The following is a 16708-nucleotide window of genomic DNA, read 5'->3' on the forward strand; positions in this document are numbered from 1 at the left end:
CATGGAATCGCGCCCGGGATCATGGTCCCAACCTATGAACGGCCCCTTGCCGGGTCAAGGACGCTCACGCCGACATGAAGGGATGCCAGCGCCGCGTCCAGCGCGGGGGCTGAAATCTCCATATATTCAAGGGCCTCGGTCCAGAGCAGGACGGCACGGATCGGCCTTTGGGGATAAAGCCGGGATAGCACCGCGCGGTACAGCGCAAGCTGCCGGACATAGGCGGCGGGGGCTTCCGCGGCGCCTTTGGGGGCGGTCTGGTTGGTCTTGAAATCGACGATCAAAACCTCGTCCGGACGAACGACCAGCCGGTCGATCTGCCCCGACACCAGCGCCGGCGGGCGGCCCGGCCGGTCGAGTTTCCCGACAATGGCGACCTCCGCCCGGCTGCCCTCGGCAAACACCGGTGCAAAGCGTGGTTCGGCGATCAGGGCGAGCACCTTGTCGGCCAGCGTGACGCGATCGGCATCCAGCCAGTCGCCGGCATTGCGGGTCATGAAGCCCAGCGCGGCCTCGCGCCGGCGGTCGGCGGCGATGTCGGGCAGGGACTGCAGCAGCCGGTGCACCAGCGTGCCGCGCTGGAGCGCCAGTGCGCGCGATTGGACTGATTCGCCGGTCCGCACGCTGCGGCCTTCCTCGGCCGACTGGCCGGAGGGACGCACCAGATCGTCGTCGACGCTTTCACGCGGCGCCGGCGTCCGCAGCCAGTCCGGCAGGGTGATCGTCTGGTCGACGGATGTCGCCGGCGTGCCGAGCGCGACGACATCTTCCGGCCGGGCGAATCGGGTTACCTTGCCGAGCGGCGTTTCGATCGTCTGCTTGTCCAGGCCGGAGCCGGTGAGGCCGGTGTCGATGAGGTCGTACCAGCTCAGCTTGCGGACGGTTCTCATGTTGCCGGGCAGGCAGCCGCCGACAACGAGCCGATCGGCCGCGCGCGTCATCGCGACATAGAGCAGGCGGCGATATTCGTCCTCGGTCTCATCCAGCATCGCCTTGCGCGCGTCGGCGACCGGCTTGGGATCGTCCGCCTTGCGCCCGGCCCAGACCACGACCTCGCCGCCGTTGCCGCGCGGCACGTGGATCAGCCGCACCCGCTGCGAATCCGCGGGCGATGACGTCGTGTCGACCATGAACACGACCGATGCCTCAAGACCCTTGGCGCCGTGCACCGTCATCACCCGCACCTCGTCGCGGGTGATTTCCATGTCGCGCTTCACCTCGGTGTCGGCCGAGCGCAGCCAGGCCATGAAGCCCTGCAGCGAGGCCGGGGCCTTGCGCTCGCAGTTCAGCGCCAGCTCCAAAAATTCGTCGAGCGCGTCATTGGCCTCATGGCCGAGCCGGCGCAGGATGCGCGCGCGACCGCCGTCACCGCCGAGCAGCCAGGCATAGAAGGCGAACGGCGTCTCCTCGCGCGCACGGATCTCGCAGGCCTCAAGGCGTCGCAGCACGGTGGCGAATTTCTCGCTTCCAGCGGCGTGCTCGCCGAGCGCGCGGCGCAGCGATCCCTTGCGGTCATGGGCGAGCTGGAACAAATCGTCGTCGTCGAGACCGAACAGCGGGCTCTTCAGCGCCACCGCCAGCGCGAGGTCGTCTTGCGGCAGCAGCAGCGCGTCCGCAAGGTTCATCAGGTCGATGATCGCGATGTGCTCGGTCAGCTTCAGCCGGTCGGCGCCGGCGACGGGAACGTTGGCGTGCTTCAGCGCCTGGATCACCGCGTCGAACGCATTGCCGCGCCGGCGCACCAGGATCAGCATGTCGCCATAGCGCAGCGGCCGCCGCTCGCCTTCGTGTCCCGTCAGCGTGCCGCTCTCGACCAGCCGCTTGATCTCGGCCTGGATGCGGCGAGCGAGCTTGACCTCGGGACTGGTGACGGCGACGCCGTCGAACGGCGCGCGCCAGCCTTCGATCTCCTGCCTGTCATCGGCCTCGGCAAGGTCCCACAGTTCGATCACGCTCGGACCTGCATCGGCGAGCGCGTTGTGCAGGGGGTGGCCGGTCTCGACCGAATGGATGCTCTTGTAGATCGCGGGCTCGCGGAAGACGTGGTCGACCGAGTGCAGAATCGCGGAGCCAGAGCGAAATGAATACGTGAAGGCGACTGGATCGAATTTCAGCCCGGCAGCGGTGAATTTGCGATCCAGCTCCCGCTTGCGCTTGTCGAATTCGTGCGGATCAGCGCCCTGGAACGAGAAGATCGACTGCTTTTCGTCACCGACGGCAAAGACCGTGCGGTTCAGTCCCTCGCGCGCGCCTTCGCCGGCCGTGAATTCCGAGATGATGTGGGCGACGATGTCCCATTGCCGCGGGCTGGTGTCCTGGGCCTCGTCGATCAGCACATGATCGACGCCGCGGTCCAGCTTGTAATGCACCCAGCCGGAGGAGACGCGGTCGAGCATCGCCAGCGTCTTGTCGATGAGATCGTCGTAGTCAAGCAGCCCGCGCTCCTGCTTCTCGCGCCGGTAGTTTGCAGCGGCGGCGGTCGCGATATGCAGGAGAGCCGCGGTGCGGTCACGCATGGTCACTGCGCGGCGCTTCTCGATCAATTCACCGAGGCGCGACGCCTCGTTCTCGAACAAGCGCGCGACGGACGGATTGTGCTCGCCGAACTTCTTGGTGAGCACGGCCTTGCGCGGCAGTTTTTCATCGGTGAGGAAGACGCCGAGATAAGTATCGACCTGCGCCGCGCCGGAGAACGCCTTTGCCTCGCGAAGGCGTCCCGCCTGGTCGTTGTCGGACTTGCCGCCATCCTCTAGCGCGAAGGCGATGTCGTCCCAGCGCAAGCGCGGCAGGAACGGGCCATCGAGGATTTCCGTCTCGACATCCTCGATGCGGTCGCTCGCGTCAACGCCCAGCACGACCGCCATCTGTTCAGCCGCCGCCGCGGCGTTGCCGGCGTCGTCAGTCCAGGCCATGAAATGGTCGCGGCTCAAGCAGGCCTCGCGCACGACCTCCTTGAAGGTGACGTCGGCGGCGCTCGCCATTGCGGTCAGCAGCGCGCGGCCGGTGACGGTCTCCGGATCGCGCGCGGCCTCCAGCAGCACCTTCAGATTGGCGCGCTCCATCATGTCGGTCTGGTCGCGCTCGTCCATCACGGCGAAGCGCGCCGGCACGTTGGCCTCGAACGGGAACTGCTGGAGCAGGCGCGTGCACAGCGCGTGGATGGTCTGCACCTTCAATCCGCCCGGCGTCTCCAGCGCGCAGGCGAACAGTTTTCGCGCTTCGCGGCGCAGTTTTCGATCGGGATGCGGGATGCCGACGGCGCGGATCGCAGCATCGAGCGCCGTGTCATCCAGCGTCACCCAATGACCAAGCGTGGTGAACACGCGCTCGGCCATGTTGGCGGCGGCGGCCTTGGTGAAGGTGATGCAGAGAATCTTTTCCGGCGGCACGCCCGACAGCAGCAGGCGGATCACGCGCTGCACCAGCACATGCGTCTTGCCCGAGCCGGCATTGGCCGACACGAAGGCGGACGCGGTCGGATCCGACGCGCGCCTCTGCGTGTCGCGTACAGCATCGGGGATGGGTCGTAGTGCCTTCACCATTCCTCGATCCCCAGTCCGCCGGCTGCCGACCATTCTTTAATCCGGGCAAGGTCGTCATAAGCGCCGTAGCGGTTGGTCCACATCGGCAGGTTCAGCGAGGTGTACGGCTGGCTCTCGTCCTCGAAGGCGCGGATCAGCGCCTCCAATTTGGCTCTCGCGTCCGCCGCCGCAGTGTCCGGCGGAATTGGCTCGTCACCTTTATTTATCTTGAGCTGAACGATACGATCCTCTCCGGCCGGATTGTTGCCACTCAGGCGGACATAGACGAGCTGGCTCACCGACGAACCGGCGTGGATATCAGGGAAGCCGCCCTCGCGCAGGATCGCGGCTTCCAGCGTCAGCTGCGGTGACAGGCCCAAGCGGACCTGCTTGTCACTCGGCGGCTGGCCAGTCTTGTAGTCGAGGATGGCGTAGCCGCCGCCATGGCGCCGCTCGATGCGGTCGGCGCGCGCGGAAAGACGGAAGCTGCGTTCGCCGTCGAGCCTAATCGAGATCTCGCCGCGGGTCTCTGCCGTGATGGCTTCGATCGAGTCGCGGCGGGCCGTCTCCCATTCGCCAAACCAACGTGCGATGCGCTGGAAGCGCGGCCACCACAGCGCCCGCGCCTCGGGCCGCTCCATCAGCGGGGCAAAATACGTTTCGCCGATCGCGCGCAGCACATTTGCGGGATCGTCGGGCAGACGCGCGGCAAATTGCTCGGTGAATTCGCCGAGCGCATCATGGATCGCCGAGCCGCGGTCGGCGGCCGACAGCGGCATGTCGACGGGATCGAGCGCGTCCAGCCGCAAGATGTGTTTTGCGTAGATCGTGTAGGGATCGCGCAGCCAATCCTCGATCGCGGTGACCGACATCCTTAGTGGCCGTGTCGCGCGCGGCGGTCGTGGCTCCGGCTGCTTGATCGGCGTGACCTCGGCAGGCTGGTCCAGCGCACCTGCGAACCGCACGTATTTTTCGCCGGCGCGAACCGCCGCCTTCCAGAGCTCGTCGCCCGCGACCGCCTCTAGCCGGTGCAGGAAGCGCGAGGCCACCGCCGGTGCGCCGCCGGCCTTGGCGGAATGGGTGAGGATCACCTCGTCGCCGCCGAGCAGTTGTGCAAAGTCGTGAGCCGAGAGGCCGATGCGGCGCTCCGGCAAATCGAGACCAAGCTCGTGCCGCATCGGGCGGCTGAGCCAGGGATCGATGCGCGGCGCCGGCGGCCAGACGCCTTCGATCAGCCCGCCGATGATGACGCGGTCGGCCTGCATCAGGCGCGATTCGAGCGGGCCGTAGATCTGGAGCCGCGCGCCCGGCTTGTCGCGCCGCCGCACCGCACGATCGCTGAACGCGGTCTGGAACACGTCGGCATAGTCCGGCAGCGTCACCATCAATCCGCTAATCGTGCCACCGCGCAGGAGATCGTCGAAGGCGCCGGCGAGCGCGAGGCCTTCGCGCTCCTCGAAAGCGAGCGGAATACCCTGCTCGTCGCGCGACAGCTCGATCATGATCTCGCGATGGCGATGCGCGAGCTCGGCGAAGTCAAACGGCTTTGATGACGCCAGGCTCTCGATCGGTGCCAACGCCTTTTGCAGGGCATCAATCAGCGCCTGGATGCGGTCGAGGTCTTCTGCCTTGAGTCGCGCCCGCGGTTCGGCGTGGTGCAACGCGGAGACCTCGCTGCGTCGCAGCTTGGCCAGCTCCTCGCGAAAGCGATTGAATTCACGCAAGAGACCGCCCGTGCCCGCAGGTGGCCGCGTGCCGCGCAGGACCGCAAGCTCAAGATCCTCGACCGCGGTCTTCCATGCGCCCGGTGCGCGGCCGAGCCGGCACAGCGGATGTTTCAGCATCGCCAGCAGCGTCGGCGGCTCCAATCCCCTGGTCGCCGCTTCCGCCGCGAGACGGGCAAACACGCCGGCGGAGGTTTCCATCAGCACGTCGCCGCCGGAATCGTCGAAGGCAAGATCCCATCGGGTCAGCGCGGCCATCACCCGCCGCGCCAGCGCGCGGTCGGGCGTCACCAGCGCCGCCGATTTGTCGAGGTGCCGTGCCTCGCGCATCGCAATGGCGATCGCGAGCGCTTCCATTTCCGGGTTGGCGGCTTCGACCACCGCGAGATTTGTCATGCCGCCGGCGATCTTTGCGGCGACATCCGGCTGTTTCAGCCGGTCGTGCCAGACTTCCGTCTTGGCGGAGGGGCGCATCGATTCGGATGCCAGCAGATCACGGCCGCCGTCCGCCGGCGACTGAAGGATCTCGACGTCGCTGCGCTTGATGCCAAAGCGATCCAGCAGCGCGCGCATGGCATATTGCGGATGGTTCGAGGCCGGATGCTCCGCGAATTTGCCGAGCGAATCGCGCACGCCGCCGATGCTTCGCCAGGCGTCGTCGTCGAGATCGGTGTCGAGGCCGGGCAGCACCACGGCGCCATGCGGCAGCGAGGCGACCGCATGCAGGAATTTTGCGGTCGCCGGCATCGAGCCGGTCGAGCCCGCCGCGATCACGGGCCCATGCGGATGCGCCGTCAGGCGCTTCGCTTCGGCCGCGATCAGGAGATCGCGCCGTGCCGCCGGCTCGATGCGGTTGATCTCGGCGAGATGGCTCGGCCAGGCGATGCGGGCGATGCGCAAGAATTCCAGCGAGTGCTGCCAGTAACGGTCGAGCATGTCCGGCACCAAGCCGTCGAGCGCGCTCCAGTCGACGCCGCGTGTCACCATGTCGTCGATCAGGCGGGCGAGGTCGCCGGCCAGCGCCAGCGTCGAGGCGGGGCCGCCGACCACGAGCGGCGCCAGCACCGGACCCCTGGCCCAGGCGGCGACGAGTTGCGCCAGCGTCAGCCGACGTTCGAGCTCGCCGAGCCGCGGTGGGATCTCGAGCGGCGTTGCGCCGGAAAACTGTTCGCCTTCGTCGGCGAAAGCGAGCTCGTCCTCGTCGATGTCGCCGAGCGCGACGATGCGCGGCAATACAACGGCGTCCGCCGCCATCTCGTCGAGGAAGATCTCCCTGACCACGCGCATGGCGCGCCGCGTCGGCAGATAGAGCGTGGCGTCCGCCAGCCGCGCCGGTTCCTTGCGCGCCTCGAATCCGTCGACCAGCCGGCCGTCAAGCAGGGCGGTGACGATGGTGCGCAGGAACGGAACTGAGAGGGGAACGCTGAAAACGCGCATGGGCCGCCTGATTCGGAGATCAGGCGCCAATATAGGGAGGCGGACTCAAATGGATATGGGCCGGGGTGAAATCGTCCCCGCTGTTCGCTGGACGAGGACAGGTCTCGTAGGGTGGGCAAAGCGAAGCGTGCCCACCATTCCCGCCGAGTTGCCCGAGCATGTCGTCGGCACGGCGCAAGTGCGCCTTTGCCCACCCTACGGCACCGTGTTTGGGGCGGCTTACGCCACGCTCTCCAAAAACGCCTCTTCCGCGGCGTGCACCGCATCCGGCGTGCCGACATGCATCCAGACGCCGTCGAGGCGGAGGCCGAACAGGCGCTCCTGCTCGTTGGCGCGGTCGAACATCTTCGTCAGCGAAAACTCGCCCTGCGGCGCGTCGGCGAAGATCGTCGGCGACAGAATGGCCGCGCCCGCATAGACGAACGGCACGATCTCTTTTTCCTTGCGCTTGCGCAGCGCACCGTCGGGCAGCATGCCGTAATCGCCGCGGCCGCTATAGCCGATGCTGGTTGCGGTGGGCGCCATCAGCAGCAGGATGTCCATGCGCTCGGGGTCGAAGTTTTCCGCAAGCCGCGTCAGATTGGAACGCACGCCGTCGATCCACAGCGTGTCGGAATTGACATGGTAGAACGGCGCATCGCCGAGCAGCGGCAGCGCCTTGACGACGCCGCCGCCGGTGCCGAGCACCTGGTCGCGCTCGTCCGAGATGGTCACGCGCGGATGCTGGCGGGATGCTGTGTGATTGATGATCTGGTCGGGTAGATAGTGCACGTTGACCACCGCCTCGGTCACGCCGGCCCGGGCAAGCTTGTCGAGCACGTGGTCGAGCAGCGGCTGGCCAGCCACAGGCACCATCGGCTTCGGCATCGTATCCGTCAGCGGACGCATGCGCAGGCCGAACCCTGCGGCGAGCACCATGGCTTTGGTCGGTTTGACGGACATGCTTGGCTTTCTCGAACCTCTGAAATTCGCGTTTGCAGCAATCCTAGCACGGACCGGACTCGACCGCACCGCATCTCAACGGCCTTAACCACCCGCCGTGACGGTTGTACGACGTGTGTTGCCGTCACGCCCCGACGGCTGTGGAACGCGTCTTTTTCTTCTTGTCGCCTTGCTTGAGAAAATTGACACCGATCTGGTCACCATTCACCCAGGCCAGTTCGCAGCGCCGGTAGGCCAATCCGGTCGACGACAGCACGAGAAAAAATTCCTTCAGATGCAGACCTTCGACCGAGCCGTCGATGGTCAGCTTGGCGCCATTCTCGGAGACATCCTCCATGGTGCATTCGCGCCGCCAGGTGCCGTCGATGCCCATCATCTGGGCCGGCACCCCACGTTCGAAAACAACCCGACTTTTCCCGCGATGGTCCGTCTTGACCGCCATCTGCCCTTGCTCCAGCCCGTCTTTGTCCGGCTGCCTGCGGGCGATGATACCGGTGCGATGGCTAACAGCCGGTAAACCGGTTCCGTCTCAGGATTGGGGCGGCGGGACGTTAGCGAGATACCAGTCGCGCAAATGCTCAAGCGCTGGATGCGCCAGCGAGCGCTGGAGATAGGTCCAGATCCGCGGCTGGTGGCGCAAATAATGCGGCTTGCCGTCGCGGCGGTTGAGCCGGGCGAACGTGCCGAGCAGGCGCGTGTTGCGCTGCGCCGACATGATGGCATAGAGCTCGGCAAAACCGGCCGGATCGAAGCTCGCGTCCTCAGCGCGGCGCGCCTTGATGTAGCGCGACAGCAGCGTCAGCTCGAGGGCTTCGGGCACGTCGATGCGGGCGTCCTGAAGTAGCGACACCACATCATAGGAGTGCGGTCCGAGCACGGTGTCCTGGAAGTCGATCACGCCGACGCGCGCCATGCCGGTGCGGTCCGCGAGCCAGATCAGATTGGGCGAGTGGTAGTCGCGGATGATCCAGGTTTTTGGCGCGGAGAGCGGCTTCTTCAGCAGCTCGCGCCACATCGCAAAAAATTCCGCGCGCTTCGCCTCGCTCAGCGGTGCGTTGCGATCGGGCAGATACCATTCCGGCATCAAGCCGATCTCGATCAGCAGTGCGTCGGTGTCCCAGGCGGGAATGGCATGGGTTTGCCCGTCCACCGGCAGCGTCTCCGGCAGAGTCTTGCCGTGCAGCACGGCCAGTACGTCGGTCGCGGCCTCATAGCGCTGAGCGATCGGGCGCGGCGGATCGCCCTCGATCACGCCTTCGCTGCCGAAGTCTTCCGAGATCAGAAAACCGTGGTCGAGATCGACATGGTGGATCGCGGGTGCCGAGATTCCTGCCGCGCGCAGGCCTTCGTCGATGGCGACGAATGGCTTGATGTTCTCCGCAAGATGCACCACGGCGCTGTAGGATTTGCCGTTGTAGACCGCTGCGCCATCGGGACGCTGCGGCGAGTTCATGAGGATGACGACGCCGTCGTCGCGGATCAGCCGCGCATAGGAGCGCGTCGAGGCGTCGCCTGCCATGCGCTTGCGGCCTGCGTTGATATAGCCGGACGCATCGAGGAATTCGCGCAACGCCTTCAGCCGCGCCACGGTGGCTGCGCTCCTGCCGTGACCGGTGATGTCCGCGGCACGCGCATTCGAGCCCAGCGCCGGGCGATGCGTCAGCGCGATGTCGATCCGGTCCGCGGGCATTGCCGAGGGCGCACGCTCGGGCCATTCGATCAGCACCAGCGTCGCATCCGGCAGTGGTGACAGCCCGATCTCCTCGAGCTCGCTCTCGTCCTCGACGCGATAGAGGTCAGCATGCATCACGGCAAATGCCGGCAACTCGTAACCCTGCACCAGCGTGAAAGTCGGGCTTGGCACTTCCAGGTCTACGTCATCGGCGAGGTAGCGGATCAGGCTGCGCGCCGCCGCAGTCTTGCCGGCACCGAGATCGCCGGTGAGCGTGATGACATCGCCCGGGCCGAGCAGCAGCGCGAGATCGGCCATCAATTGCGCGGTGGCCGTCTCGTTGTGAAGCGCGACCGCGAATGTGGTCGGCGCGTTCATTCGGCGGCGTCGCGATGCGCCGCCTGGTCGGTCGGGAAGTCGCAGATCACAACCGTACCTTTGCCGACGACCGAATCCACCTGCACCTTGCCGCCATGCAGCTCGACGAAGGAGCGCACCAGCGACAGCCCGAGCCCGGCGCCGCGATGACGCGAGCCCTGCGAGCGGCTTTCGAACCAGTTGAACACCTTGTCCTTCATGTCGGCGGGTATTCCAGGTCCGGAATCTGTCACAATAAAGACCACACTGCGCTCGGTGCGGCGCGCGCTGATCCCGACGGTGGAATCCTGCGGCGAGAAGCCGACGGCGTTGGCGAGCAGGTTATAGAGCACCTGCACCACGCGCTTCTCGTCGCCGACGAAGCTGCCGACATCGGGCGCAATCTCGACCTTGAGGCGGATGCGGTCGGTGGCAAGCCGGTCCTGGATGCCTTCAGCCGCAAGCTCGATGGTCTTGCTGACGTCGACCGGGCCGAGTTCCAGCTTCATCGCGCCGGCATCGATGGTGGCGAGATCGAGGATGTTGTTGGTGAGCGCCAGCAGCGCATTGGTCGATTTGGTGACGTAGTCGAGATATTCGGCTTGCTTCGGCGTCAGCGGCCCGGTCGAGGGGTCGCTGAGGAAATGCGCGAAGCCGATGATGGTGGTGAGCGGCGAGCGCAGCTCGTAGGAGACGTGGTGGACGAAATCCACCTTCATCTGGTCGGCGGCCTCCAGCGCCTCGTTGCGCTCGCGCAGTGCGCGCTCGACATTCTCGGTGTCGGTGATGTCGAGGAAAGTCAGCATGGTCGCGCCGTCCGGCAGCGGACGGATCATGCCGTCGAGCACGCTGCCGTCCTTGCGCTCCAGCTTGAGCGGCACGTCGGCGCGGTTCTCGATCGAGGTGATGGCCTCGCGAATCTGGCGCCAGACGGTCGGATCGTCGAACAGCTGCTGGCACCAGCCCTCGACGGTCTGGATATGCGGCTCCTCGCGCATGGCGTCGCCGGACAGCTTCCACATCCGGACGAACGCCGGATTGAACAGCTGCGCCTTGCCGTTGCTGCCGAACACGGCGACGCCCTCGGCGAGGCTGTCCAGGGTCTCGCGCTGGACCCGGATCATGCCGTCGAAGCGGCGGGCAAGCTCGAGGCTCTCGGTGACGTCGTCGAACAGATAGGTGACGCCGCCTTCGGGATTGGGCGTGGTGACGACCGACAGCGCGCGGCCGTCGGGCAGGTACCAGGTGTCCTTGGCGGCCTCGACCGCACGATAGGCCTCGTGCAGCTTGGCCTTCCAGGCGCGGAAGTCCGGCTGCTCCGGCAATTTTCGCGCGGCGCGGAGTTGGTCGAGCACGCTGGAGTCGTCGGGATCGGCATCCAGGAATGTGCGGTCGAGGTCCCACAGCCGCCGGTAGGAATCGTTGTAGAAGGCGAGCCGGCGCTGGCCGTCGAACACGGCAACGCCGGACGAAAGCTGATCGAGCGTGCGGCGATGCGCCTCCGCCATCCGCACCAGCGCGGCGCTCAGCGCATCCGCCTCGCTCGCGTCGATCGCGACACCGACACTGCCGCTGCCGACATTGACGGCGCGCACGTCGTACATGCGCCGCTCGCCGCCGGTCACGATCGGCAGCCGCGAGGTGAAGCTCGCGGCGTCCTTCAGGCTGCGCTCCATGGCGGTGCGATCGGCGCTGTCGAGCAGCTCAAGCTTCCGCGCCTGGGCATCAGCGATGCTGGTCGCTTCCGTCGCGCGCGCATAGGCCGGATTGGCGAAGCTCAGCGCGCCGTTCTCGCCCTTGGCCCAGATCGGCCACGGCGCCGCGGCGGCGAAGCCCCGCAGCATCTCGGTTTCGTCGGAGAGCGCCTTGTAGCGCAGATTGGTCTCGGCCAGATCGCGCCGCAGGCCGGAGAGTTCGCGAATCCGGACAATGGCTTGGCCGCCGATGGCACGGCCGATCGCTTCCAGCGTGTGACCGTTGGCGGTGGTCAGCGTGAGCTGGAAGCCGTCACCGCGTTCGCGCAGTGCATCGACGGCGTGATCCATCTGCAGCGCCGGTTCCGGCGGCAACCAGGTTCCGAAGGCGAGCACGCGCTGCGGCGACGAATCGCGCGGCAGCACCATCGCGATGTCGCCCGAGATCTGTGCGCGATCGTCGCCGGCCGGCCAGGAGATCAGAACCTGCGGTTCGGCAAACAGCAGCGCGCCGAAGCGGTCGGACTGCAGTTGCAGTTCCCTGATCCGCGCGCGCAGCGCCGCCTCGGTCTTGGCCTTGCCGACGCGCGTGCGCATCAGCAGGATCGCCGCCACCACCGAGAAGCCGAGCAGAGCCAGCGCGGTGGCCAGCACCGCGAGTTCCTGCCGGTTGAAATCCAGCAATTTCGAGAGTGTGTCGACGAGATCGGCGGCCTCCGCCGGCTCAGCCGGCAGCAGCGCTGCGAGAGCGCCTCCCAACAAGCCGTTGCGCGCCAACGAAGTGCACGACAACAGCGTCCGACGCATCGACACGATCACGCCTGACATAGTTGCCCCAAGACCGCACGAATTTGCGCGCGGCGACCCCCGCCGCACGCGAATCAAACGACAATACCCTCACCGTGACTCCAGCGGTAAGAGTCCAGACCGTGAACGCAAAGGTGGCCCCAAAAAAATGCCGGGCGCGGGGTTCCAGTCCACGTAGTTCTTCGGGATGATTCGGTTGGATTTGCCGCGCGTTAGCGCCCGGTCGAGCCAAAACCGCCGGCGCCGCGATCGGTCGACGACAGTGTTGCCACGGGAACCAGCGCGGCCTGCACCACCGGCGCGATCACCATCTGCGCGATGCGCTCGCCGCGCTTGATCACGAAGGGGGCGGCGCCGTGGTTGATCAGGATCACCTTGATCTCGCCGCGATAGTCGGCGTCGATTGTGCCGGGCGAGTTCAGCACGGTGACGCCGTGTTTGGCCGCAAGCCCCGAGCGCGGCCGCACCTGGGCCTCGTGCCCGGGCGGCAAGGCGATCGCAAGCCCCGTCGGCACCAGCGCGTATTGGCCGGGCGCCAGCGTCATCGGCTCGCTGTCCGCCACCGCCGCCATCAGGTCGAGGCCGGCGGCTTCCGTGGTCTGATAGGCCGGCAGCGGCAGGCCTTCCGCATGGGGCAGGCGTTGCAGTTCGACCGTGACTTTGCTGCTCAAGATGCCGGCTCCAGGGATTTGTCGGTCACGCTTTTGGCAATATGCGCGACCAGTTCGATGGCGACCTGTTCCTTGGTCATCACCGGCCAGGAATCAACTGTGATCTCGCCGTTACTCTCAGCATTCTTGCTGATCAGGTGCACGGTGTTGCGGTCGCCGCCCATCACACCCGTGGCGGGCGAGACATCGTTGGCGACAATCCAGTCGCAGCCCTTGCGGGCGAGCTTTGTCTTGGCGTTGTCGATGAGATGCTCGGTCTCGGCGGCAAAGCCGATCACCAGCGGCGGGCGCTTGTCGGTGAGTTTTGAGATCGTGGCGAGGATGTCGGGGTTTTCCACCAATTGAAGCGGCGGCATGCCGGCCGATGTCTTCTTCAGCTTCTGCTCGCCTTCATTGGCGACGCGCCAGTCGGCGACGGCGGCGGCGAAGATCGCGATGTCGGCGGGAAGCGCGGCCTGCACCTGCTCCAGCATCTGCCGCGCCGATTCCACACGCTTCACCGTCACGCCCTGCGGATTGTCGAGGTCCACTGGGCCGCTGACCAGAATCACCTCGGCGCCCGCGGCCTGCGCCGCTGCGGCGATGGCAAAGCCCTGCTTGCCCGAGGAACGATTGGCGATATAGCGCACCGGATCGATCGGCTCGTGCGTGGGGCCCGCGGTAATCAGCACGCGCTTGCCCGCGAGCGGGCGCGGCACCGGCGGCCGCAGCAGCCGCTCGGCGGCGGCGGCGATCTCGATCGCCTCGGACATGCGGCCGACGCCGGCTTCGCCTGCTTCGGCCATCTCGCCGGAGTTGGGGCCGATCAGCAGGACGCCGTCACGCTGAAGCTGCGCGACGTTGCGCCGGGTCGCCGGATTGTTCCACATCAGCGGATTCATCGCCGGCGCGATCAGGATCTGGCGGTTGGTCGCGAGCAGGATCGCGCTGGCGAGATCGTCGGCATGGCCGTTCGCCATCTTGGCCATCAAATCAGCGGTCGCCGGCGCCACCACGATCAAATCGCAGTCGCGCGCGAGACGGATGTGGCCGGCGTCGAACTCGCTCTGGGGATCGAACAAATCATTGTAGACGCGCTCATGGGAGAGGGCGCTGACCGAGAGCGGCGTGACAAACTGCTCCGCCGCCTTGGTGAGCACGCAGCGGACCTCGATGCGGCGCTCTTTCAGCCTGCGGATCAGGTCGAGCGACTTGAAGGCCGCGATCCCGCCGCCGATGATCAGGGTGACGCTGGCCTCGGGGACGGTGCTGGAGCGCGCCGACGCGGCCGCAGGGGATGCCTCGGGCGGCACCGCAAACGGCGTCAGCGGCTCCTCGCGGCCCTCGATCAGTTCCCGCAGGATGACCCGGACCTCTTCCTCGACCGATCTGCGGTTCTTGGCCGAGCGCAGCCGCAGAAAGGTTTTGACGTGTTCGTCGAGCTTGCGGATGGTCAGGCTTGCCATGACGCCCTCCAGCACGGAATGATAGCGATGATATCACTCGTGTGATTGCAGTGCAATCATAGATTCCGGACGGCGATCAGAATGCCGATGAAGGTCAGGGCGATGATCCAGAGCGCCACGGTGCGCCAGCGGTTCTTGCGGCCTTCGCTGCGGCCCATCGCAGCGATGCTTTCGGGCGACAGCCCGATGCCCTCCCGCGTCATGGTTTCGAGCTGCTCGAGCACCGCGACCGAACGCGCTGCAAGATCCGGGAGACGCATCAGGATGCGGGCGAGATCGCCGCCGCCGGCCAGCGCACCCTGCACCCGGCCGATCGGTCCGAGATTGCGCTCGATCCATTCGCGCACGACGGGATCGGCGACCTTCCAGATGTCGAGCTTGGGATCGAAGCCGCGCGCCACGCCCTCGACCACGACCATGGTCTTCTGCAGCAGGATCAGCTCGGGCCGCGTCGTCATGTCGAACAGGCCGGTGACCTCGAGCAGCAGCGTCAGCAGACGCGCCATCGAGATTTCCTCGGCGGTGCGGTTGTGAATGGGTTCGCCGATGGCGCGGATGGCCTGCGCAAAATTCTCGACCGAGTGATGCGCGGGCACGTAGCCCGCCTCGAAATGCACTTCGGCGACGCGGCGGTAATCGCGCGTGATGAAGCCGAGCAGGATTTCGGCGAGGAAGCGCCGCTCCTTCATGCCGAGCCGGCCCATGATGCCGAAATCGACCGCGACGAGACGGCCGGCCTCATCGAGGAACAGATTGCCCGGATGCATGTCGGCGTGGAAGAAGCCGTCGCGCAGCGCGTGGCGCAGAAAACTCTGGATCACCTTGCGGCCGAGATCGGGCAAATCGACCTGGGCTTCTTCGAGGCGCTTGTGATCGTTCAGCGCGATGCCGTCGATCCACTCCATCGTCAGCACGTTGTGCGTGGTGCGGTCCCAGTCGACGGTCGGCACGCGGAAGTCAGGATCGCCCTGAGTATTCTCTGCCATCTCGGACAGCGCAGCCGCTTCCAGCCGCAAATCCATCTCCATCGCGACCGAGCGCGACATCGTATTGATGACCTCGATCAGGCGCAGTCGACGCGCCTCGGACGAATAGGCCTCGGCCTTGTGCGCAACGTAGAAGAAATCGGAGAGATCGCGGCGGAAGCGCGAGGCGACGTTCGGCCGCAGCACCTTGACGGCAACCGCCTTGCGGACGCCGTCACGCAGTACCTCGCCGCGATGTACCTGCGCGATCGAGGCGGCCGCGACCGGCGGACCGAGCTTCGCAAACACGTCCGTCAGCGGCCGCTCCAGCGATGTCGCGATCGCAGCTTCCGCCTCGGCTTGCGAAAACGGCGGCAGGCGATCCTGAAGGCTCTCGAGGTCACGCGCCATGATGACGCCGACGACGTCAGGCCGCGTCGCCAAGAATTGTCCGAGCTTGAGATAGGCCGGGCCCATCCGGGTCAGCGCGCGCGACATCCGCGGACCATCCTTCGGGCCGCGCCGTTCGACGATGCGCGCAAGCTTCAGCGCAAGCTGCCCGGGCGGCGGCACCAGGCTCGGATCGACGGAGCCGAACACGCCCTCGCGCGCGAACACGAACGCGGCGCGGATCAGGCGCGAAATGTGGGTGATGGCAGAGATCACAAACGCCAGCCCGAATGCAGTGCGACGATGCCGCCGGTCAGGGTCTGAAAGCTGACGCGAGAGAAGCCGGCGTCGCGGATCATGTCGGCGAAGGCGTTCGGCTTCGGAAACTTCCGGATCGATTCGACCAGATATTGGTAGGATTCGGCGTCGCCCGTGACCATGCGCCCGAGCGGCGGAATCACCTTGAACGAGAACAGATCATAGATCTTGTCGAGGCCGGGCATCTCGACGGTGGAGAATTCCAGGCACAGGAAGCGGCTGCCGGGCTTGAGCACGCGATAGGCCTCGCGCAGTGCCTTGTCGATCTGGGGCACGTTGCGAATGCCGAAAGCGATCGTATATGCGTCAAAGCTGCGGTCGGCGAAGGCGAGCGCTTCGGCATTGCCTTCGACGAAGTCGACCTGGGTCTCGAGGTGCCGCTTGGCGGCGCGCTCGCGGCCCACCGCCAGCATGTCGGAATTGATGTCGCAGACGGTGGCATGGAAGGCCGGACCTGCCGCCTTGGCGGCCCGGAACGAAATGTCGCCGGTGCCGCCGGCAACGTCGAGCAATGCAAACGGCCGGTCGCCCCGCGGCGGGTTCAATGCGTTGATCATGATGTCCTTCCAGACCCGGTGCAGGCCGCCGGACATCAAATCGTTCATCAAATCATAGCGCGACGCCACGCTGTGAAACACATCGTTCACCAGCGTCTGCTTGTCCCCCAGGGGAACGTCTTTGAAGCCAAAATGCGTGGTATCGCCCGGCCGATCCATTACTCTACTCCACGACGCCGACCATAGCGCGGCCGCCGCAATGGCGCTA

10 protein-coding genes are annotated in these 16708 nt (G+C 66.3%); all 10 read right to left on the reverse strand.

What is annotated here, in order from left to right:
• Positions 1-32 precede the first annotated feature (32 nt).
• The 10 genes from addA to ubiE all read right to left on the reverse strand — a co-directional run bounded on the left by addA (position 33) and on the right by ubiE (position 16659).
• Positions 33-3542, reverse strand: a complete 3510-nt coding sequence (gene addA / locus FXB40_RS17580; RefSeq protein ID WP_187436947.1) for a double-strand break repair helicase AddA — start codon at positions 3540-3542, stop codon at positions 33-35.
• On the reverse strand, positions 3536-6682 hold the full coding sequence (addB, locus tag FXB40_RS17585; protein ID WP_148773451.1) for a double-strand break repair protein AddB: 3147 nt from the start codon (positions 6680-6682) through the stop codon (positions 3536-3538). Before addB ends, addA begins: the two co-directional genes overlap by 7 nt.
• Before the next feature lie 219 nt (positions 6683-6901).
• Positions 6902-7624, reverse strand: a complete 723-nt coding sequence (locus FXB40_RS17590) for a nucleotidyltransferase family protein (RefSeq protein ID WP_148773452.1) — start codon at positions 7622-7624, stop codon at positions 6902-6904.
• 124 nt (positions 7625-7748) lie between these two features.
• Entirely contained in the window at positions 7749-8066 is a 318-nt protein-coding gene (locus FXB40_RS17595) for a PilZ domain-containing protein (RefSeq protein ID WP_148773453.1), read from the reverse strand.
• An 87-nt stretch (positions 8067-8153) separates the two neighbouring features.
• Positions 8154-9674: a tRNA (adenosine(37)-N6)-threonylcarbamoyltransferase complex ATPase subunit type 1 TsaE gene (gene tsaE, locus FXB40_RS17600; protein WP_148773454.1), complete on the reverse strand. Its 1521-nt coding sequence runs from the start codon at positions 9672-9674 to the stop codon at positions 8154-8156.
• Positions 9671-12175: a PAS domain-containing sensor histidine kinase gene (locus FXB40_RS17605; RefSeq protein ID WP_148773455.1), complete on the reverse strand. Its 2505-nt coding sequence runs from the start codon at positions 12173-12175 to the stop codon at positions 9671-9673. Before FXB40_RS17605 ends, tsaE begins: the two co-directional genes overlap by 4 nt.
• 191 nt (positions 12176-12366) lie before the next feature.
• On the reverse strand, positions 12367-12825 hold the full coding sequence (gene dut / locus FXB40_RS17610; protein WP_148773456.1) for a dUTP diphosphatase: 459 nt from the start codon (positions 12823-12825) through the stop codon (positions 12367-12369).
• The gene (gene coaBC, locus FXB40_RS17615) at positions 12822-14270 is read right to left on the reverse strand and encodes a bifunctional phosphopantothenoylcysteine decarboxylase/phosphopantothenate--cysteine ligase CoaBC (RefSeq protein ID WP_148773457.1); all 1449 of its coding nucleotides are present in this window, start codon (positions 14268-14270) and stop codon (positions 12822-12824) included. Before coaBC ends, dut begins: the two co-directional genes overlap by 4 nt.
• Positions 14271-14326: 56 nt before the next feature.
• The gene (ubiB, locus tag FXB40_RS17620) at positions 14327-15901 is read right to left on the reverse strand and encodes a 2-polyprenylphenol 6-hydroxylase (protein ID WP_148773458.1); all 1575 of its coding nucleotides are present in this window, start codon (positions 15899-15901) and stop codon (positions 14327-14329) included.
• Positions 15898-16659 (reverse strand): bifunctional demethylmenaquinone methyltransferase/2-methoxy-6-polyprenyl-1,4-benzoquinol methylase UbiE, encoded by a 762-nt coding sequence (gene ubiE, locus FXB40_RS17625; RefSeq protein ID WP_148773459.1) that lies wholly within the window; start codon positions 16657-16659, stop codon positions 15898-15900. The genes ubiB and ubiE overlap by 4 nt, the downstream gene beginning before the upstream one ends.
• Between the last annotated feature and the right edge of the window lie 49 nt (positions 16660-16708).

This window comes from Bradyrhizobium rifense (assembly GCF_008123425.1).
Classification (GTDB): domain Bacteria; phylum Pseudomonadota; class Alphaproteobacteria; order Rhizobiales; family Xanthobacteraceae; genus Bradyrhizobium; species Bradyrhizobium rifense.